Here is a 21,762-nt window from a genome sequence, read left to right as displayed (position 1 = left end):
AGCTTTCGCGGTTAAATTTTCGCGTCTAATGACCTTTAACCACAGGCTTACTGTTAAGTGTTAATAAGAAAGCGATCACGTCTCTTATTTCTTCTGCTGTTAATAAATAATTCATTGGTGGCATACCTGATACGGCTTTTTCAATGTTGGCAATATCTGACTTTTGATATGTAATTTGTTTATCAACATTTTTACCCAAAGTCAGTGTTGTTTCAGTTTCACCAAAAAAGATACCGGTAATATTTTCACCGTTTTTCATAGTGATAGTGTAAGTGCCATAGCCTGGGGCTATTTTAGCGCTTGGGTCCACCAAGGCCTCAAGTAAATAAGTAGCTGAATGCTGATAGGCAATATGAGTTAATTCAGGCCCAACTTTTGAGCCATTAGCACCAACTTTATGGCATCGCGTACATTGTACAGCGGCTTTATCAAGCACAATTTTTTTGCCTTCTTTCGCATCACCACCTTCAAGTGAATTGGCAAACTGGGCAACAATATCTTTAGTTTCTAATTTCGCTTTATGCTCAGCTAATAAGGTTTTTACTTTAGGATGATTACTTTTTTCTGCAACAGCGATTAACTCTAACGCAATCGCCACTTTATGTTTTTCTGCCACTAATGCCGTTAAGTTTTGAATCAACAATTGATTAATCTCATCCGTCACTAAATGGCCGTTGTCTAAAGCTAAGTGTGCTAATGCAATTTTATTAAGTTCAGTACGATCATCTTGTAGAAAATCAACAATGGTGGATACCGCTAATGGCTGATCATATGAGGCAATAATCTTCAATGCTTCGGCTTTTATCGCGGTTGATTGATCATCTAATAACGACCGTACAATCGGCACAATACCACTTTGCAAACGCTTGGTTAATAATGCTAGCGATTGTATTCTCGCTTCATCAGCAGTTTTTGCACTCGCAATATCAATTAAAGTTTGCTCTGCAATATCAAAATTTTCTTTACCAGCAATGCGCATCGCTTGCACTAAAGACTGGCCTTTTACCCTTGCTAATATCTTCGGTAAATAATTTAAAACCAGCGGTTTTATGTTTGCTCTGCTAGCATTAGCCGTGCTCGGTAAACCGGTAATAGTGTCTATCGGGTTTAAATCATGCCAGCCTTCTATCGCCGCTAAGGCTTCTGATGCTAGCTTGTCTGACAAACCTTGATGAGAGATATAATCCAATAAGCGCTTAGCATCTTCTGCTCTGCCTTCATTAAAGTTGGCATTAATAATACGAAAGTGCATATAAGCTTGGACATCGGTGTTGGCAATGCGTTCAGCATCAAGTAACGCTGCCACTTGTGGTCTTGCTGAAATTATATTTTTATCTTCAATTGCCACAATGGCTTCATTAACTAATGTTATTTCTTTATCTTTTAAGAAGTAAGCAACATCAGCATCTTCTAATAACCTTAGTGCTAATAAAATTCCCATGCGTACAGCTTTGTCAGGGTGGTTTTTATATTTTAACCAATGCTTTTTATCGGTACCTTTTAAGGTCATGGTCAAAGCATGACGCAGCCATAAATCTTGATCATTATTTTGTTCAAGCTTGTTAATTACGGAGTTAATGGCCGCTGCTTGATTAAGTTTACCTAAGCCTAAAGCGGCATACATCACCACTTGTGGATGTTGATCATCTAATGCGTTTATTAATGTTTGTGCCGCAAATGGTGCTGCGTGATCACCTAATACTCTGGCGGTTTGAATGCGTACTTGTGGATTATTATCTTGCAATAACGGTAACAACGCGCTTAATTTTTCACGTTTAATCGTGTCATTAAACACTAATTGGCTTAAGCCCCAAATACTATGAATACGAGCAAAAAGAGGCTGTGATTTGTCATGCGCTAACTGATCAAACGCTTTATAACCAGCCTTGCCTCGCTTGGCTATTTCAAATTGTGCACGTTGACGAATATGTTGATGATCAATTGACAATAAAGTTATTAATTCAGTAATCGACTTATCATGATAATCATTGATTAATAAAGGCGTGTAGCTTGCGTGTTGCTGTTTTAATTCATCAGCTAAGTTTTTATTATTAATGGCAAAAATCGCGCCTTGGTTCGAGCTGCCCCAACCACCAAAATTAAACTCCGCCATATATAATCGGCCATCTGGGCCAAAATCAACATCAGAGGCATTAGCACCTTTCGAAAATTCTTTTTGGTTAGTTGCAAGAAATGAAGCACCATTTTGTGCAAGTTTTAACGTACTAATATAAGAATTAGCTGGTGAGCCAGTATAGTGAGTAATAAAAAAAGTATGTCGCCATTCATCGCCTAAATAATTCGACGGATTATAGGTTATACCTGACGGCCCTCGCAGAAACTTAGCAATACCCGGTAACATGTAAGCAGGTTGGTTGTCGTTTCTTGGTAACGACATATCGTTAACTAACCAACTTGATTGCGTGCTATTACCACCTGTATATTTTGATGAACGAAGTTCTAAACGTTTACCAAAGCTCATGGTTGTTTGATTGCCAGCATGCCAGCCAGAATCACCACCTTCTATTAAATGATTAAAACGTTCAAAATCGCCCCTATCGCCGTCATTATCCGCTGTGAATAAATTACCGTATTCATCAAATGCCAATTCTTGTGCATTTCTTAAACCATGGTAAAACACTTCAATATTTGACCCGTCAGGTTGCGACCTGAAGACAGCACCAAAATTTGGCTTGTGAAACTCAACTCCTTCTTTACTGGTAAAATGATAACCACGATCACCTAACGACCAATACAATCGACCATCAGGCCCCCATGCAAAGCCATGCATATCATGGCCTAAAAAGCTGACACGCGTACCAAAGCCTTTTTGCATTGACGTTTGTTTATCTGCTATGCCGTTATTGTCGTTATCTTCTAAAATCCAAACATGGGGAATATTAGCTGAATAGACTTTACCATCACGCTCAATAACACCGGCAGCTAAGCCATCTAAATGATGATTAAAGCCATCAGCAAACACTTGTGATTTATCAGCTTTACCATCTTGATCAGTGTCTTGTACTAAACGGATGAGATCACTAGCTTCAGTGGTTAACTCTTTTTCAAATTCAGTTGGAAACTGATGATACATTTTGGTTCTATCATCAAGAGTTTCAATTAAAATATCTGCAAATGTCGCTTCTTTCGAAAATGCCCTAACGTCACCTACACCATTATAAATACGATAAATTTCATTAATAAACATGCGGCCATGGGTATCAAAATAAAAGAACCCAGGGTTTTGAGTGAGTGTTGTATCGGCCCAAACATTAACTGCCATATTCTCTGGAAAGTTAAACCCCGCAATTCTTTTTTCTGCTTGGTTAACGTCATCATTAGCCAAGGCTGTAACGGCAGCTACTGGCATAAAAGTTAATAGAAGCTTTTTGATTATTCTCATAATTTTTCTCTTTTATCGCTAATTTTGGCTATTGTTATTAGAGCGTGTTGAGCTTTCGTGTTCAATTTTTGTTTCGTAATTAGTGTTTATAACTTTATGTAAGATAAAGCGAACAAAAATAAACCAACAGTCTAACGCAATCAATTCAAATCAGTAAAGCTCAATATTTTTACAAAACGCTTAATTTTTTGTATTAACAGCTTAATTACATCTATCCGACATGGTAATTATTGCCGTTAGCCATGTGGTTTAAATAGCCGATATATTCCCATAATAAAGTCATGGTTCAAACTAACGTCTTATACAAATATGTAACACCAAGGGAATATTTTTACTAAATTCAACGAGTGCTTAAATAACAATAAGCTTAAATGATACAGTACAGTAAATTTTTCATGGCCTTATGGCTAATAAAAATTATGCCCTGTTGTTAAATAAAGAATAAATAACAATATTAAGTTAGCGCTATCATTTTGTTTTAATGATACAGAAGGTCGGGAGAGGAAAGAAATAAATCTTAAGTTGGGGTAAATGACTATCAGTTATTTAGCAATAATAACTTCAATACCATGTTCTTCAAATTCTTTTAAAATGTCTTTATCCGCACCATTATCAGTGATTATTACATCAACCTCATCTAAGCGCGCGCAAAGGAAGTTACTGGTTAAGCCTAAGCTTGAACTTTCAGCCATCACTATTAACTTTTCCGCTTGGCTTTTTAACTTACATTCAGCCCTAGCAACAAACTTGTCAGACTCCATAACCCCTAATTTACTAATGGCTTGGCTACTAATAAACATTTTTGAATAATAATAACTCGGCACATTATCATTACTGGCTTGGTAATCACCAATAATGAGACCATTAGCACCATACACTTCACCGCCGGGTAAGATCACTTGAATATCACCATTACCCCAAAGCGATTGTGCAACAATCATGGAATTAGTCATGATATTTAATTGCTTGCCACTAAAATATTCACACATCAGATTAGTCAGCATGCCACCATTAATAATAACCGTTTCATTGTTATTGCATAATTGAGCAGCTGTTTTTGCGATAAGTTTAAAATTATTGACTTCGCTCTCAAGTCTATCTTTAAGAAAAAGCTGTGTATTACTTGGCTCCTTATAACTAAGGCCATTATTGATAGCTTCAGCACCGCCTCGTATTTTTTTTAACAGCCCTAATTCTGACATTTTATTAATATCACGACGTATCGTTGCCGGTGAAATATTTAGTCGAGAACAAAACATACTGACACTAGAAAAACGCTCCTTCTCCAAAATATCAATAATCAACTGCTGACGTTCTTTTTCCCACATAAACTTACTCCTATGATAATGATGCTCCCCCCCCCTTAAACTGCCAACTTAAATTGCCAAGTTCTTTTTTGTTACCGTATTACTTGGTTATCTCTATATGACTTCGATTTAACTATTAATTTACAAATTGTTTTTTAATTCCTTACACCCCAAAATAAGCGGCAACCCTCTTACTCAACACAAGAAACCAAAATAAATCACTACAAATCAAATTAAATCAATAATACCATCAAAGTTAAATATTTATAATAAAAAAGTCAGTACTTTTTACCTAAAAAATACTATAAATCGTTAACATAAGCCGATTAATTAACATTCACTCAACCGACAAAAAGACAACAAACACCACAAAATTACAAAATAAGTCAAAAACCATTGAGTATTTTTAAAATCGTGTTAAATTATTAACTGTTAGCGCTAACTTTTTGGTTTTACGGTTAACATTTTAATAGTATTAATCGTAAAGGGAGCTTTATATGTTAGAAAAACATAGACAACAATTAATTAAAGAGATCTTAGAAAAAGAATTGTTTGCATGTGTTAGAAGCTTAACCGAAAAGTTAAACTCTTCAGAATCGACCATTCGTCGTGATATCACCAAAATGGCTAAACGTGGCGAAATTAAAAAAATAAGAGGCGGTGCTGAGTCACTCACTAATGAAAAAAATTCACAAGTTAATTCGTACAACGTAAGCAAAAGCAATGCGGTCGATGTTATTGAAATTAATCAAGTGATAGCCAAAAAAGCAGCTGAGCTCTGCTCAGACGGTGACTCAATCATTATCAACGGTGATAACATTGCCGCAACGATTGGCAATTATTTATCAGAGCTTAATCTAGATATTTTAACCAATTCATTTATTGTTGCAGCTTCATTATCTGAAAACACCAATCATCACGTCTCTATTCCTGGTGGGCAATTATACCGAGAACAAGGTATTATTTTGAGTTTAGATGAGCAAAGTAGTACAGAATATTATCATAGCTCGATGATGTTTATAGGCGCTTCTGCAATCAGTAAATTTGGTTTAATGGGCTCAGACCCACTTATGATCACCGCAGCTCAAAAGTTAAAAAGACAAGCCGAAAAATTAGTCGTTTTAGCAGACAGTGAAAATTTAGATAAAGCTGGCCGTTTTATTATTTGCCCGTTAAATGCTATTGATATTTTAATAACAGATTCACGTGCTGATCATGAATTACTCAATACCTTCACACGTCAAGGTATTGAAGTGATCATTGCTGATAAACAGTAACATTCTACAAAATTAAACCGCTAAGCTAAAACACACTGCTAGCATTAATTATCCAATAAAGAACACCTCAATTATTCAATGGTAACATTTTAACTGCCCCATTAAGCTAAATCAGAAATGAAGCATGGGAGTTTTATTGTAAATTCCTTTACCTTGCCACAACTCCAAAAGTATATTTTATATAGATAAGTTTTTAATGAGATGATCAAAAAACCCAGCATATTATTGCTGGGTTTTTGCTACATGAGATTAAAATCAACTATTCAATTAAAACGAATAATTCATACTCACTTCATAAATACGTCCGGTGTAATCAACACGAGCAATAGCTCTTTCATCATCACCAAAGTATTCATAAGTTTGCTCATTGGTTAAGTTATAAGCTTTAAAATAAACATTTAAGCCTTTTGCTACTTTATAACTTGATGAGAAATCTAAACGACCACTTGCTTTAACCGTTCGATCTTCAAGACCATAATATGAACCACCAGGGAATTGAATATCGAACTCATCACGCCAGTTATAAGCTAAACGTAAACTAATACCATCGTTCTCCCAGTAACCAATAAGGTTATAAGATTCAGGAGATACTTTGTAAAGTTTGCTATCGCCTTCATCAGTACCTTCACTACCTGATTGGTCAATGTATGTATAGTTAAATACACCACCAAAACCATTCCAAGGATACGGTAAGAAATCAAGTTTTTGCTGAACAGCAAACTCTAAACCACGTAACTTAATTTCATTATCCGCATTGAAACTACGATTAACTGTTACCGAGCGGTTAACAACTTCACCAGTATCAGGATTGGTGAAAGTATCTACTTGAGTACAGTTGCCTGGTAACTCTGAATCATCACCAACAAAGGCACCGTATTCTTCATCAATTAACGGATATTCGCCTAACTCAGGACATGCTCTTTCGGTATCGAAAAGTCCGGTAATATTTTTTTGGAATAAACCTAATGAAATTGCACTACCTTCACGGTTATACCATTCAAAAGATAGGTCATAGTTGTCCGCTGTGTATGGTTCAACTTCACCTTTTGGTAAGGTTACTGTAATTGATGTATTGTTCTCACTTGAACTCAATGTTGGGGTTTGGCTTCTTAAGTTAGGTCTAACTAACGCTTTATAATATGAAGTACGAATAACAAAGTCGTCACCAATTTCAAAAGCAAGGTTTAATGACGGAAGCGTGTTACTGTAATCTGAATTAAAGTCAACATCTTCTACCGTATTTAAACCACCACTAGTTAATCTAGATTTACCAATAAAGTCATTATCAGTTGCTTCATGGCGAATACCAAAATTACCGCTATAAAACACAGATCCAAGTTCACCTTCAAAATTTGCCATCAAGTAAGCAGCACTGATAGTTTGCTCTACTGAAAAGTTATTAGCAAAAAGCTGTGGCAATCTTGTACCGTTATTCAAACGATCATAAAACCCACTTGGCTCAGCAATTGTTAACGCATACTGGTTATCATCTGTTACTTGCGTTAAATCTTGTAACCCATCTTGTAATCTTTCAGTTACATAAGGGGTATCAAGTGTTAACCAACCGCTATCAACACCAAAAGTGCCCGGTAACTTACCGTCAAAAAAGGCCGTTTGTTGCTCAGTAAGGATATCTTCACTGAAAAACATATTATCAATATTGGCAACATTAATACCTGGAGCACCTATTTTTTGATCTCGGTTTGTTAATTCTTCAGTGCTATGACGAGCACCAAACTTAACTGAGGTAATGTTAAATGCATCATTGCCAAATTCAACAAAGCGCTCAGCATTAAACTCTGCCGCTTCCATTTCACGCTTAGGGTTATCAACACGACCATCAACATAATGACCAACACGACGACCGCCGTTTGATGGATCCATTGAAGTAGTAGATGCTGATGCAAAATTTGTTGCCGACCAATTTAGGTTATTATAATTATAATTATCCCAACCTGTCGCAAAGATCTCCATAAGATCTTGATTGCCTTGACCTGTATTTAAAGAACCATTAATGCCTGTAGCTACTGAAGGTAAAGAAGTTCCTGATGTAGCATCCGCAGGTCTGTGATTAACATTTGCGTTATGATGTTCCATATGACGGAAATCTAAACCAATATTCATAAACTGGTTTTCAGATTCAGAATAGCTAACCACACCATCTAATGCCCAATCATCTAAGATATAATCAGCATATAACATTGCACCTTTTGATGTTTCAAAAAAGGTAGTTTTACGATTAGTTACTTGCCAAGCCCCGTTAGTGAAATCAGTATTACTAACAAGGTAGATAGGGTTACCATCTTCATCATTTTTATAAACAAAAGGTGCTGTATCCATATCAGGTTCAAAACCTGCGTGATAGTGGTGACGATCACCTCGGGTTGGATGTAAACCTGCAGAAAAACTTGTATCTTCCTTAGTACCTTCACCTAAATCACGTTCGGTATATAAAATATGGCTACCAATTTTTAAGTCTTCAATCGGTCTCCACTCAATGTTACCGGTGAATGAAACACGATCACCATCACTGTATTCACTAACATTACGTCCACTAGAAATACCTAACACTTGTGCGTCTGGCGCAAGCCCATGTTGTGCTTTATAAGCATCAATGGTTTGTGAAACGTTACGTCCACCATTTGCTGTTTCATCGAATGAACTATATTGTGTAAATTGAACCAAATCACGGCGGAAAGTTTGATCTGAGCTTGAAAATTTAAACGCCACCGCTAACTCATCTTTAATAAGATGCTTAGAAGCCGCTAATTTTATAGTTTTATCCCAATTACCCGTTAAGTCTTCATAGCGACCACCAGCAGTAATAGAATATTTTCCATCTTTTTTCGATAATGCTTGTTGTAATTGTTTATCAACAATACCAGCCATACCACCCGCTTGTATGTCAGCAGTAGGAGATTTAATAAGAGTTACGCCATCAAATACACCGGCTTCAAAAGCTGCAAATGGGTTAGTCCCACCAGTTGGTCCAGCACTTCTACTTGGTGTAGCAAAACTTTGACCAAAAGCCGTTGTTTTTACAAAGCCGCCTGATAAACCACGTAAACTAATTTCAGATGTACGACCTTCGTTAGAACGATCAAGCTGAACACCTGGTAAAGCTTGTAGTGCTTCACCAAAGTCTAATGCTGGTAAAGCATCAATATCCGTAGCCGATATAGCATCAACAATCGATGGTGCATCACGCTTGGTTAAAAGCGCTGATTCTAATGAACTACGAACACCCGTTACTTCAATAACTTCTACATTTTGTTCTGCTTTTTTCTTCGCTAAAGCGGCGTTAACTTCTTGTGCAACAACTGACGGTGCACCAAGTGCTAAAATTAAACTAGCTGAACCAGCTAAAATAGCACCATTTTTAAACTTTTTATTCATATGACGATTTAATTTTGTCATGACATTCCCCCAACCTATAAGTAGGTTCATTTTGTATATTTTATGTTTTGTCATTTATTTAATTAAATTTACTACTAGGGGTAGCAATTTATTAAATAAAGTAACTATACAATAGCACCAGCAAGAAACATTTCAAGCCTTATTTGGTCATAACCAATCACAAAGAGTTAAAACAAATCAACAATAAGAAATTAAATCATTTAAAATCATATAGATAAACAGATTAAACTTTTTACCTTAACGACAAATTATTTTTATTAACTTTTAATGGCAAACCAATACCAGCTTGTTTTGACGATATTTTTTATAATTTATAGATAGAAATTTAACTATTTTTAGAAAGTTTTAGTATAAAAAACAAGTTTTACTAAACAGAAGAAAAGCCTTTATTGATTGCTATTGATAAATAAGTGTTAGGAATGATATGTAGGATAAACGGATGTAAAGTAAGGTTAACCTGCTTTATTTACAGAGATAAGCTTGAGGCCTTAATAAAAAATATCCTCATGCCATTTTTACATAACATGAGGATAATATTTAACTTGAGATCGAGATAAGAAATTAGCTAATAATGATTAACTAAAAAGTTACTTATCAGCCCACTTAGCCATTTCAGCTGCCGCCAATAACACAGCACCAACACCATATAATTGAGAGTCTGACTCTTTTACTGGGTCAGGTGATTTACCCACTTGCTGTACCCAGTTAACACGGCCATTTGGTGAGATAGCTTTTTCAATTGCCGCCCAACCTTTTTCAACAATTTCTTTCGAATTTTGATCCGTTAAAATACCGTTATTCACACCCCAAGCTAAACCATAAGTAATAAAGCCAGTACCACTTACCTCTGGTGTTTTCACTTTATTTGGATCCATTAAAGAGGCTGGCCAGTAACCATTAGCATTTTGTAATTTCATTAAGCCTGCAGCATTTTTCTTGTAAAGCTCGATGTAACGATCTCTTGATGGGTGATCTTTTGGTAAGTCATCAATAATTAAAGGAAGTGCTGCGAATACCCAACCATTACCACGTCCCCAAAAAACTGGAGCACCGTTATCACTTTTCATATCAAAGTAGCGGCTGTCACGGAAAAACAACCCATATTCATCAGAGAATAAATAGTCAGCGCTTGCCCAAAATTCCTTGTCTGCATATTCAAAATATTTTGGATCGCCAGTAACATTGGTCATTTTTAACCAAGTTCTCGGCGCCATAAATAAAGCATCAGCCCAACACCAACGATCTTGACAATTACCTTCTAAATGAACTTCTCCATGGCCGGAAGCAGTTGAATCAAGCATTTCTAAACCAACCTTAGGCTGGTTAGCTAAAATCATATCAAATACTTTTTGGGTTGGTTTGTATGCGTCTTTGTTGCCCGTTTGCTCGCTTAACCAAAGGTAAGTTTGGCCAATGGTGTGATCATCTGCATGATAAGGACGGTCTAACAATAATTCATAATTTTCTTTCTTAGCCATTTGCTCCATAAAAGTTAAAAACTCTTGATCATTCGAGGTTTCAACCCATTTGGTTAAGCCAATATAAAAAACAGCTTGGATCCAAAACTTAGCATTTTCTGATTTAGCACGGTGTGACTCAGGGATGTAATCTAGTTGCCCTAATTGAGCAATTTGCCATTTTGCCGAACGTGTCGCAATATCGTAAGCTGATTTTTGAATGTCTGCGGCACTTGTCTGTACACTTTTTTCAACGGCTGGTACCGTTGTTGTTTGCTCAGCTTGCTTTGCTTCGTTACCACAACCGCTTAATAATAAACCGACAGTAAGCGGTATTAACGCCAGTTTTTTTGTTTTGTTATACATAAAATTTCCTAGTTATTAATTGACTACTTGCACTGCAATTCACATTAATTAAAACGACTGTTCTTTTTTAATACAGAATAGTCGTCTAATACTTATTCGTGCAAATAACGCAAAAACGAGCCAACTAATTCCATATCTTATTGCTCATTTTGCTTATGTTTAAGATAAAAGCCTAAGTAACCTTAATTCAGAATAACAACTGGTTTTCTAGCATGTTGTTTTCCCTTATTACGCTATTGGATTTAATTGCAATACCTAGGCTTAATAACAATTAATCTTTATATGTTTCAAACATATCGTAAAATTCTTTTGTTAATGCTGGGTACTTTTTCGCTAAGTTATTGGTTTCACCAGGATCTTTAATAATGTCATAAAGTTCCATTTCACCTTGTACTGTATAACGTACTGCTTTCCAGTTACCTTTACGAGCCGCTTGGAAAACGTCACCAATAATACCTGAATTAGGATCACCTACTTGCTTTGCAAACTCCCAATATAATGTCCGCTCAGCCATTTTTTCTGGCGCATCGTTTAATAAGCCAGCAATCGACTTACCGTTAGTTTTTACGCGCGGCACAATATTTAAATTTACACCGGCAATATCTGCAAACGTAGGTAATACATCAGCAAATAACCAAGGTGTATTATCTACACGGCCTTTTTTAATTTTTTCAGGCCAGTGAACTAACATAGGTACGTGAATACCACCGTCGTATAAATCACGTTTTTGACCTTTATAAGGTGCTGATGCTTCAAAAAACTCAGGGCTTGCGCCACCTTCGTCATGTGGGCCATTATCTGAGGTAAAGAAAATTAGCGTGTTATCTAACTCGCCTCTCGCTTCTAATTCAGCGGTAATTCTACCAACATATTCATCAAGCGCTGTTACCATACCCGCTAACACGGCATTTGGTTTATCAACAGGCTCTGGGTAATAAGCAGCATATTTATCAGCTGGAACACCACCTTTCATACCTGTGTATGCTTTTTCGTCAAACTCATATTGTTTGCTGTATTTTTCTGGAACGGCTAACTCAGCATGAGGAGAAGAGAAAGTTAACATCATGAAAAATGGGTTTTCACGATCTTGCTTAATATAGTTAATTGCTTCTTCGGTAAATAATTCTTGTGCGTAGGCACCTTTACGGCCACCTTCGTTCTCAGTGATTCGAATTTTTTTACCGTCACGCCACATAATTTGCGGGTATTGTCTATGTCCCTCTAAAATAGAGTACATGCCATACCAAGTATCAAACCCCATTGCTAATGGATCTGTTACACCCATTTGTTGGCCAATAGAGTATTTACCAAATAACGCTGTGTCGTAATCTGCATATTTTAAAATGTGTGCAAGGGTAATATCTAAATGAGTTAATTCTACGGTGTTTGAATTATTTGCCATATAACGGCCATCTCGACCAGTAAATAATGAAACTCGAGAAGGTGAACATACCGTATTGCCCGCATAAGCTTGATCAAAACGAATGCCGTTTTCAGCCATTTTATCTAAGTTAGGCGTTTTAATCGGAGTTTTGCCGTAAGCACCGATTTGGTTAAATCCAAGATCGTCCGTTAAAATAAAAATAATATTCGGTTTTTCTTCGGCTTGGGTGAACGAGGCACAACCCACAGCTAATAAGATACTAGATAAAGCACCTAGTAGTTTTTGTTTTTTTATTTTCATTTTTACCTCTTTTATTTGTATAGATAACTTTATATAGCAAGGCAAATGAACATAATCATGTTCCTAAACGCCCCTCGATTTATAAAGCTTATATTGCCAGACTTTACCGGTAGTGACCCTCTATGTGATCTATGAATACCAGCTGCCAAAACGCCATTCACGCAATTTTCATGAGATATATTCGCGCGACAATTCTCAAGATTGTACCAGAGCAATACCGAAACAAAAAGACTAAAAATGACCAATCTTGATTAAAAACATTCATTTTTATACAATCAAATTAAATTCAAGGTTAATAAATTAACTCACTCAAGAAGATTAACGTAATGAAAATTATAAAAATAGCGCTTATATTTTGTTGTACCATCACTACCCTAGCCGTTGCAGCAAAAGCTAATAACCTCGCTAAAAGTTATCAAGAAAAAAATGGCGTAGTTGTTATTGAAGCCGAAGACTTTAGCGCTCAACATTTAGATACTAAAAGACGATGGTTGACCTTTTCTACCAATACACCACAACACAATTATCCTGATAATGACCATAACCATGCTATAAATGCTAGCAATGCTAGCTATATAGAATTATTACCTGATACTCGTACTAATCATGTTGAAACCTTAGTGCGCGGTGAAAATTTTACCGATATACCAGGTACTGCTGCAGTATTAACTTACCCTGTCTATTTTAAAACTGCGGGTACCTATTATGTTTGGGCGCGGGCATATAGCACAGGCAGCGAAGATAATGGTGTACATTTTGGCTTAAACGGCACTTGGCCAGAATCAGCACAACGCCTGCAACTATGTGAAAACAAACATCAATGGACTTGGTCTTCAGCACAGCGTACGAAAAAAAACCACTGCGGTATTGCCAATACAATTACTTTGAATATACCTCAACCTGGCGTGCATACCATCATGGTATCAATGCGCGAAGACGGTTTTGAATTAGATAAATTCTTATTAACTCAAGATAAAACCTACCAGCCACAAGGGCTTGATTTAGCAGCTACAACGGTTGAAAAGTCAGCTTTAGCTGAAAAAGAAACATTAAAAGGCATTACTCAATATAAAAAACTACTACGAGCAATAGATGACTTTACTATAGAGAACACCGGCACTATTCCTTTTTATCAACACAAGGCAAAACAAGCGTTAGCTATTAATGCTGTCAAAACTGAATACCGAAATAAATATGCCTTTGCTGAATATATCGTTACCGCAAAAGACGCTGGTACACACCAACTTACTTTAGTCACCTTAAGTGAAATCGACGGTGAGTGCCCTTATCAAATATTATTAAATAACAAAGTTATAGCTCGTTTTACTAACCCTGAAACCGAGGTTGATTATCAAGAGGTATATTTCAACATTGATAACGTTACATTAAAAAAAGGAGATGTTTTAAAAGTAGCCTCTATGGCTGTAACCAATGGCAAAATTCCTGAAAATGGTGGTACAGCCTTCGCCAGAGGACGATGGCGCGCGCTTGCTATTGGTACACAACAATAGTAATTAAACTATAGTTAACTAATCGCTTCTATATCCTTATTAACCATATTAAATTTAAGGATATAGAAGATTATTAATACACAAACCACTTAACTAAATAAATAAAAAATAGCCAATACTTACAATAAGATAACAATTTGAAAAGATAAAAAAGTTGAAAAATGATTTGTTTTGAGTTTATATGATTAGTTAAGTAGGTTAGCGTTAACATTTTTGGTAAATAGCGTTGTCATTATCGGCTACTGCCTAAGATAAACTTTTTATCAAATAACCTGACTTTAATTCATCAGATAATAGCGAAAAATAATGAAAAACTTATTGAATCTATATTTACAAAAGCGAGCAAGCCGATTACAAAAAAATAGTCGTTTAGCTGCTTTATTTATTAGCTGCGGTTTATTAACTGCTTGTGGTGCTAATGATCATAAAAGCCCTGATATAGCAGCTACACCAGCTAAAAAACCGAATATTATCTTTATCTTAGCAGACGATCATCGCTGGGACTTAATTGGTAAATACCACCCTATTATCCAAACACCAAACTTAGACAAATTAGCTAACAACGGCACAGTATTTAAAAATGCCTTTGTTACGACACCAATTTGTGCCACCAGCCGCGTGAGTATTTTAACCAGTTTAACTGAACGTACCCATGACTTTACTTTTAGTCGCCCAAAAACTGGCATCGCCGAAAGTAACAGCATTTACCCAAAAGTATTAAAAGATAATGGCTACCGCTCAGCGTTTGTTGGTAAATACGAAATCGGTTTATCAGGTAAAGCTGAAGACAAATTTGACTATTTTAAAGAACTATTACAAACCAAAACCGTTGAATACAAAGGTAAAGAAATTCCACAGACTTACCATATTGCGGAATTAGCAAAAGAGTTTATCGCACAGCCTGAAAACAATGAAAAACCTTGGGTAATGGCCGTAAACTTTTGGGACCCGCATGCTCATGACAGAGATTTAGAAGATCAATATCACTACCCTGCTGAGTTTGAAGATTACTACAAAGATATAACTATTCCGCCAGCTAAGTTTTCTCAAGACGATACCTTTGACCAATTGCCTGAATTCTTAAAAAGATCAATTGGCCACGTACGTTGGAAATGGCGTTACGACAGCGAAGAAAAATATCAAAGAATGGTTAAACGTCATTACCGTGCCATCACAGGTGTTGATAAAGCCGTTGGGATGATTTACGCCCAATTAGAAAAACAAGGCATCGCTGATAACACCGTTATTATTTATGCTGGTGACAACGGCTATAACATCAACGAACGTCAATTAGCTGGTAAGTGGTTTGGTTGGGAAGAAGACTTACGTATCCCATTAATTGTTTATGATCCACGCAATAAAGGCGCAAAAGGTAAAGAAAACAAAGCCATGGCGTTAAACATTGATATTGCACCTACCATTTTAGATTTAGCCGGTGTTAAAGCCCCTGAAAGCTATCAAGGACAAAGCTTAGTACCGCTGTTAAATCACGACAAAAATGTTACTTGGCGCAAAGAGTTTTTCTTTGAGCATATGTATCAACCTAAACGTGTATTTATTCCACCAACGGTTGGTATTAGAACAGATCGCTGGAAGTATGTTGATTTTTATAAAAACGATTTCCAACAACTTTACGATTTAAAAAATGATCCAAATGAACAGTTCAATCTTGCTAACTCAGCTGAGCATCAAAGTATTTTACAAGACCTAAGTAAACGCACCGATGCTTATATTGAGAAATATGAAAACCTAAGAAGTGAGCAAGTTAAACAACGAGATTCTTTTATCAATATTCGAAATGAATCTGCGCAATAAAAACCATTTAATTCTGGGGATATAAAAATGAACAGGACAACAACAGGTCTATTAAAACAAATCGGTGGCGTAAGTTTACTCCTAACCGTATTAGGCTGTAATTCACAAATTACACCACAAGATGAAGTAAGCACAAAAATACTTGAGCCAGCTAAAACAGGTAGCTTTGGCGACCAAGGCGACGGTACTTATATTAACCCAATACTCAATGCTGATTATCCTGATTCGGATATTGAGCAAGTGGGTGATACCTATTACATGATCACTTCTAAACAGCACATGTCGCCAGGTATGCCAATTTTAGAATCGAAAGATATGGTGAACTGGACTAATACCGGTCATGCTTTCCCGAAATTATCTTGGGCGCCAGAATATAACTGGGACCGAATGAATGGTTATTCATTTGGTACTTGGGCGGGTGATATCGCTTACCATGAAGGTAAATGGTACGTTTATCAAATTGACTATCAAAACGGTTTGTACGTAACCATGGCTGACGATATTGCTGGCCCGTGGAGCGAACCAATCAAGATGCTTCCACATGCTGAAGTATTAGATGATCCTGGTGTCTACTTTGACCAAGAAACCAAAAAAGCTTACGTGATCATTAACACAGGAACAAAACATAAGAGCCCTGATAATAAGATCGAAGGTAACGAAAACTACATTTATGAAATGAGCTGGGACGGCACTAAGATCCTAGACGAAGGTAAATTAGTCTACACCGGTATGGGCGCAGAAGCGGCTAAAATCTACAAAATTGACGGTACTTGGTATATCACCATGGCGCAATGGACCATGGGTGATAAATCAACTAAACCAGGTGTTAAAAACCCTAAGAATGACCGTAAGCAATTAGTGCTTCGTTCAAAAGAAAGTATCTATGGTCCATATGAAGTGAAAACTGTTATGGAAAAAGGCACCGAGTTTAACAACCGTAGTGCTAGCCAAGGTGGCTTTATGACAGCGCCAGATGGTTCTTGGTGGTACATGCATCAGTTAATTCAAAATGATGACATTCCATTCCAAGGTCGCCCGCAATGTTTAGCGCCAGTAACTTGGGTTGATGGCTGGCCAATCATTGGTATCGACGAAGACAGTGATGGTATTGGTGAGCCAGTTAAACGCCACAAAAAACCAATTAACGGTTTCCCGATTACCGCACCAAAATCAGATGATGATTTTTCATCAACAAAATTAGGCCCGCAGTGGGAATGGAACCACGACCCACGTGACAGCCACTGGTCATTAACAGAACGCCCAGGTTGGTTACGTTTAAAAGCAAGTAAAGTATTACCGAACAACAATAACCACGGTCCTAAAATCAACGAATGGACCAACAACGACGGTTCAGATGGTGATTTCTGGCGTGCGCCTAACACACTTAGCCAACGTATGATGGGTATTACTACTGGTACTGCCGTTGCTAAGTTTGATATTTCAGGCATGAAGCCAAATCAATTAGCAGGTTTTGTTCGTTACGGTGGTATCTTTAACTTATTAGGCGTACAAGTAGATGAAAATGGTAAGAAAAACCTTTTCTACATGAACGGCATGAGTGAAAAAACCGTTGGTATTGAGTTAACGGGTAACGACTTATACGTTAGAACATCTAACGCGCGTAACCAAGCGACTTATGAATACAGCTTCGACGGCAAAAACTTCAAAGCCTTTGGCCCTACGTTCACTATCGCCTTTGGTAAATGGACTGGTGACCGTTTAGGCTTCTTCTCTTGGAATGAAAAAACTGATGAAGATGCTGGTTATATCGATGTAGATTGGTTTACTTACGACTACGACGGCCCTAAAGCCGCTAAAGTTATAAACGTTAAATAACTTTAACTAACTACTCTCCCCTCAAAAGGGCTGCCTTCTACAAGGTAGCTCTTTTTTTTGTTTTATTTTCTCTTACGTTAAGTTGTCACATTTTTATCTAACAAAATATTTTTAGCGTTAGGGGTATCAATTTTACATTTTTGTGTCTTTTCTTCCTATCTTAAACAACGTATTTAATTTCTTCTGTTTGCACTGATTAAATTAAGAGCAACAGCTAGAATTTACTATGGATAACCACAATGAAAATATTACCTAAGCTCAAGCTGTTGTCAGGCCTGCTAGCACTTACAACATTATTAAGTTGTGCTGATAAAATCACTTCACCATCAGGTGTTCAATCATCAAGTCACGATATTAATAATATCGCCGAAATAAAACGTAATTTTCAAACACCACCCAATTCAACCAAACCGCTGACTTGGTATCATGTGATGAACAGCAATATGTCTGCTGCAGGTATCACCAAAGATTTCGAAGCCATGGCAGAAGCTGGGATTGGCGGCGTTTTATACTTTAATATTGGCCGTAATATTGCTAAAGGTAAGGTGCTATTTAATACCGAACATCATATTGAATTAATTGGTCACATGGCTTCAGAGGCAAAGCGCCTAGGTTTAAGTTTTGGTATTCACAATGCCGACGGCTGGTCTTCAAGTGGTGGCCCTTGGAACACACCTGAACATGGGATGAAACAAGTCACTTGGTACGAAACTGTCGTTAAAAGTGATGGTAAGCCATTAAATGTGCAATTAGCACAACCTATGACCATGTTAGATTATTACCATGATATTGCGGTATTAGCTTATCCATCATTGCCAACCGAATTAGTTGATGCGGAATTAAAACCCACCATTAGCGCATCTGATCCAGATTTTGATGTCACTGTCGTCAACAATATCGAAGTTGATAACGTTTCTTCAATCAAATCAAAAAACGGCCAACCGGTTTGGTTACAGTTTGCCTATGACGAGCCCGTCACTATCCGCTTTGCTAGTGTAGATATTAATTGGGGCAAACATATAAAATACGAATTTCAATATTCAAATGACGGTAAAAACTTTAAAAAACATGTCGATATGCGCATTAACCGTCCTGGACGAGTCCGCTGGGCACTCGATGCTGCATTTGAAGGCGTGACCGCCAAATACTTTAGAATTGTTGCCGATAAAACCTTAAATATATTTGAAGCCAGTTTAGCTTCAACCCCAAGAATGGGTAACTATTTAGGCCGCACCTTAGCCACTCATACCAATTACCATAAACTGCCACCGATTGGCGAACCGGAACCATCACACATTATTGATTCAAGTAAAATGATTAACTTATCTGATAAGTTATCAAAAGACGGTCAATTAACGGCAACATTACCTGCGGGTGATTGGACAATAATGCGCTTTGGTTATACCGCCAAAGGCACAACCAATATTCCACCAACCGATGAAGGCCGTGGTTTAGAAGTAGATAAATTTAGTCGAGCCGCCTTTAAAAACCATTATGACGCTTATGTCACGAATGTGATTAATAAAGTTAAAGAAGTCGCACCCGGTGTCATGCAATATTTAGAAATTGACAGTTACGAAGTGGGTGGGCAAAACTGGACTCAAGGTTACGATCAGCAATTTAAACAACAAAATGGTTATGACTTAACCCCCTATTTACCGCTTTTTGCTGGTAAATTTGTTGACTCAGTTGCCACCACCGAAGATGTCACTTGGGATATCCGCGGTTTCAGCAATAAATTAATCACAGAAAACTATTACCAATACTTTACCGAATTGGCGCATGCAGATGGCATGAAAACCTATACCGAACCTTATGGCCATGGTCCGTTTAATGAATTAGACGCGGGCAGTAAAGTCGACATTCCGATGGGCGAATTTTGGTTAAAACGTGATATTTATATGTTGGCATCCGCTATTTCAGTGGGGCATATTTACAATCGCAACATTATTTCAGCTGAAGCGTTTACCGCAACCAAAGATCATAACTGGAAATTTAACCCTGCTTACGCAAAGTTTGATGGCGACAAAACTTGGGCTTTAGGCGTAAATGAATATGTCTTCCATCGTTTTGTTCACCAAGCCAACACGCATGTTGTTCCGGGTATGACAATGGAAGCTTGGGGCGCACATATTGATGCCACTCAGCCATGGTTTTCAACCGCAGGTAAAGCATGGTTTGACTATCTTTCACGTGGTCAATATTTATTACGTCAAGGTCAACCTGTTTCTGATATTGCTTGGTATATTGGCGAAGCCGCACCAACCGGTTGTCCAGATAGACGCCTGCGTGAAAGCAAACATATTCCAACCTATGTTAATTATGATTGTTTAAACACAGAAAAACTAAATGAGTTAGTTTATCAAAATGGCCGTTATCAGCTTAACCACGGCGTTAATTACAAAATATTAATGCTTAAAAATCATGACACCTTATCTTTAGCAACGGTAGAAAAAATTCACCAGTTTGCTAAACAAGGCGGCGTTATTATTGGTGAGCCAATTAAACAATTAGCGGGTCTTAACATCACTACTGAGCAACAAGCTAGCTTTGAAAAAATGGTCGATTTTATTTGGTCTCAACCAACAACTCACCTAAATGCAAAAGGCGAATCTGAATGGCAGCAACTGTATCAAAAAGCAGGGTTTAATTTTGACTTAACCATCAAAAATCTTGACGATCTTTTTTATGCTCATAGAAAAACCGCTAACCAAGATATTTATTTCGTCTATAACGACAGTGACAAGCGTAAGTTATTTGATGCTAGCTTTGAAGTAACGGGCAAAGTGCCTGAGTTATGGGACGCTAATACCGGTAAAACCAAAAAACTAGCTGCATTTCAAAGCAACAAAGGGGCAACTAATGTCGCCTTCCGCTTAGAAGCAAATGAATCGGCGTTTGTGATCTTTAATGATAATGCCGAAGGTAAGGTAAAACTAAGCCCAGAAGTTATTAAAAATAACGATATTGAAGTGCTTTACAACGAAGAATTTGCGGTTGAGTTTGTTGCCGCAAACAATCAAAAGCTAACGCTTGATGTAAACGGTGAAACTAAACAGCTAGTGCTTGATGACATTCCAGCAGAGCAATTGCTTGCTGGTAGCTGGCAAGTCACGTTTGCAAAAGAGTACGGCTTAGATCAAACCTTTACATTCGATAAATTAATCAACTGGAAAGATTCGAACACCCCAGAAATTCGTGCTTATTCGGGCATCGCAACTTATGCGAAAACCTTTAATGTAGATGCTGAACTGCTCGCTGATAATCAGCAAGTCACTTTAGATTTAGGCAAAGTCAGCGACAGCGCACAAGTCTTTATCAATGGCAAAGAAGTCGGCACAGCTTGGCTTTACCCATTCACCTTGGATGTTAGCGCCTATTTGCAGGCTGGTGAAAATCAATTGACTGTAAAAGTGGCTAACTCATGGAGTAACCGCTTAATTACAGATGAAAGCCTGCCGGATAGCTCAGAATACTGGCAAGAAAATGGTACACACGTCCCTGTTATGCCTGATTGGTACAGCAACAATGAGCCATTACCTAACTTTGGTAAAAAAGGTCATCGTCGTACCTTTACCACCTACAAGTTCGTTAAAGCGGGTGATCCTCTAGTTGATTCAGGTTTATTAGGCCCCGTCAGCTTAAAAACGGTAAAAACCGTAAATTTTGGCCAAGAGTAATGGTGACAT

The 21,762-nt window shown here is 37.3% G+C and carries 10 protein-coding genes; 5 read left to right on the top strand and 5 right to left on the bottom strand.

The features are described from left to right. Window positions 1-25: 25 nt before the first annotated feature. Both ACSLUO_RS01140 and ACSLUO_RS01135 read right to left on the bottom strand, forming a co-directional pair. Window positions 26-3,403: a PVC-type heme-binding CxxCH protein gene (locus ACSLUO_RS01140; protein WP_448245479.1), complete on the bottom strand. Its 3,378-nt coding sequence runs from the start codon at window positions 3,401-3,403 to the stop codon at window positions 26-28. A 542-nt stretch (window positions 3,404-3,945) separates the two neighbouring features. After that, entirely contained in the window at window positions 3,946-4,731 is a 786-nt protein-coding gene (locus tag ACSLUO_RS01135) for a DeoR/GlpR family DNA-binding transcription regulator (protein WP_448245478.1), read from the bottom strand. Between the two features lie 476 nt (window positions 4,732-5,207). Here ACSLUO_RS01135 and ACSLUO_RS01130 point away from each other — a divergent pair, with 476 nt between their 5' ends. Beyond that, complete coding sequence (locus tag ACSLUO_RS01130) at window positions 5,208-5,987, top strand: DeoR/GlpR family DNA-binding transcription regulator (RefSeq protein ID WP_448245477.1); 780 nt, start codon at window positions 5,208-5,210, stop codon at window positions 5,985-5,987. A gap of 267 nt (window positions 5,988-6,254) precedes the next feature. On the opposite strand, the gene ACSLUO_RS01125 is transcribed toward ACSLUO_RS01130, so the two are convergent. The 3 genes from ACSLUO_RS01125 to ACSLUO_RS01115 form a co-directional block, all read right to left on the bottom strand. After that, complete coding sequence (locus ACSLUO_RS01125) at window positions 6,255-9,404, bottom strand: TonB-dependent receptor (protein ID WP_448245476.1); 3,150 nt, start codon at window positions 9,402-9,404, stop codon at window positions 6,255-6,257. Window positions 9,405-9,991: 587 nt separating this feature from the next. Further along, complete coding sequence (locus tag ACSLUO_RS01120) at window positions 9,992-11,227, bottom strand: glycoside hydrolase family 88/105 protein (RefSeq protein ID WP_448245475.1); 1,236 nt, start codon at window positions 11,225-11,227, stop codon at window positions 9,992-9,994. A 271-nt stretch (window positions 11,228-11,498) separates the two neighbouring features. Beyond that, entirely contained in the window at window positions 11,499-12,911 is a 1,413-nt protein-coding gene (locus ACSLUO_RS01115) for a sulfatase-like hydrolase/transferase (protein ID WP_448245474.1), read from the bottom strand. Between the two features lie 326 nt (window positions 12,912-13,237). Here ACSLUO_RS01115 and ACSLUO_RS01110 point away from each other — a divergent pair, with 326 nt between their 5' ends. The 4 genes from ACSLUO_RS01110 (at window position 13,238) to ACSLUO_RS01095 (ending at window position 21,753) form a co-directional block, all read left to right on the top strand. After that, window positions 13,238-14,422 (top strand): hypothetical protein, encoded by a 1,185-nt coding sequence (locus ACSLUO_RS01110; protein WP_448245473.1) that lies wholly within the window; start codon window positions 13,238-13,240, stop codon window positions 14,420-14,422. Window positions 14,423-14,728: 306 nt separating this feature from the next. Beyond that, on the top strand, window positions 14,729-16,237 hold the full coding sequence (locus tag ACSLUO_RS01105) for a sulfatase family protein (RefSeq protein ID WP_448245472.1): 1,509 nt from the start codon (window positions 14,729-14,731) through the stop codon (window positions 16,235-16,237). Window positions 16,238-16,264: 27 nt separating this feature from the next. Next, window positions 16,265-18,073, top strand: a complete 1,809-nt coding sequence (locus ACSLUO_RS01100) for a glycoside hydrolase family 43 protein (RefSeq protein WP_448245471.1) — start codon at window positions 16,265-16,267, stop codon at window positions 18,071-18,073. A 239-nt stretch (window positions 18,074-18,312) separates the two neighbouring features. Further along, window positions 18,313-21,753: a glycosyl hydrolase gene (locus ACSLUO_RS01095; protein ID WP_448245470.1), complete on the top strand. Its 3,441-nt coding sequence runs from the start codon at window positions 18,313-18,315 to the stop codon at window positions 21,751-21,753. Window positions 21,754-21,762 lie beyond the last annotated feature (9 nt).

Source organism: Thalassotalea agariperforans, from assembly GCF_053470345.1.
Note: the sequence above shows the minus strand (reverse complement) of the source record. Positions and strands in the feature narration are given on the sequence as shown.

What these genes read in the sequence shown, in the direction of transcription:
- ACSLUO_RS01125 (WP_448245476.1), bottom strand. Translation starts at nt 9,404, where the DNA reads ATGACAAAATTAAATCGTCATATGAATAAAAAGTTTAAAAATGGTGCT.
- ACSLUO_RS01095 (WP_448245470.1), top strand. Translation starts at nt 18,313, where the DNA reads ATGAAAATATTACCTAAGCTCAAGCTGTTGTCAGGCCTGCTAGCACTT.
- ACSLUO_RS01120 (WP_448245475.1), bottom strand. Translation starts at nt 11,227, where the DNA reads ATGTATAACAAAACAAAAAAACTGGCGTTAATACCGCTTACTGTCGGT.
- ACSLUO_RS01130 (WP_448245477.1), top strand. Translation starts at nt 5,208, where the DNA reads ATGTTAGAAAAACATAGACAACAATTAATTAAAGAGATCTTAGAAAAA.
- ACSLUO_RS01110 (WP_448245473.1), top strand. Translation starts at nt 13,238, where the DNA reads ATGAAAATTATAAAAATAGCGCTTATATTTTGTTGTACCATCACTACC.
- ACSLUO_RS01115 (WP_448245474.1), bottom strand. Translation starts at nt 12,911, where the DNA reads ATGAAAATAAAAAAACAAAAACTACTAGGTGCTTTATCTAGTATCTTA.
- ACSLUO_RS01140 (WP_448245479.1), bottom strand. Translation starts at nt 3,403, where the DNA reads ATGAGAATAATCAAAAAGCTTCTATTAACTTTTATGCCAGTAGCTGCC.
- ACSLUO_RS01105 (WP_448245472.1), top strand. Translation starts at nt 14,729, where the DNA reads ATGAAAAACTTATTGAATCTATATTTACAAAAGCGAGCAAGCCGATTA.
- ACSLUO_RS01135 (WP_448245478.1), bottom strand. Translation starts at nt 4,731, where the DNA reads ATGTGGGAAAAAGAACGTCAGCAGTTGATTATTGATATTTTGGAGAAG.
- ACSLUO_RS01100 (WP_448245471.1), top strand. Translation starts at nt 16,265, where the DNA reads ATGAACAGGACAACAACAGGTCTATTAAAACAAATCGGTGGCGTAAGT.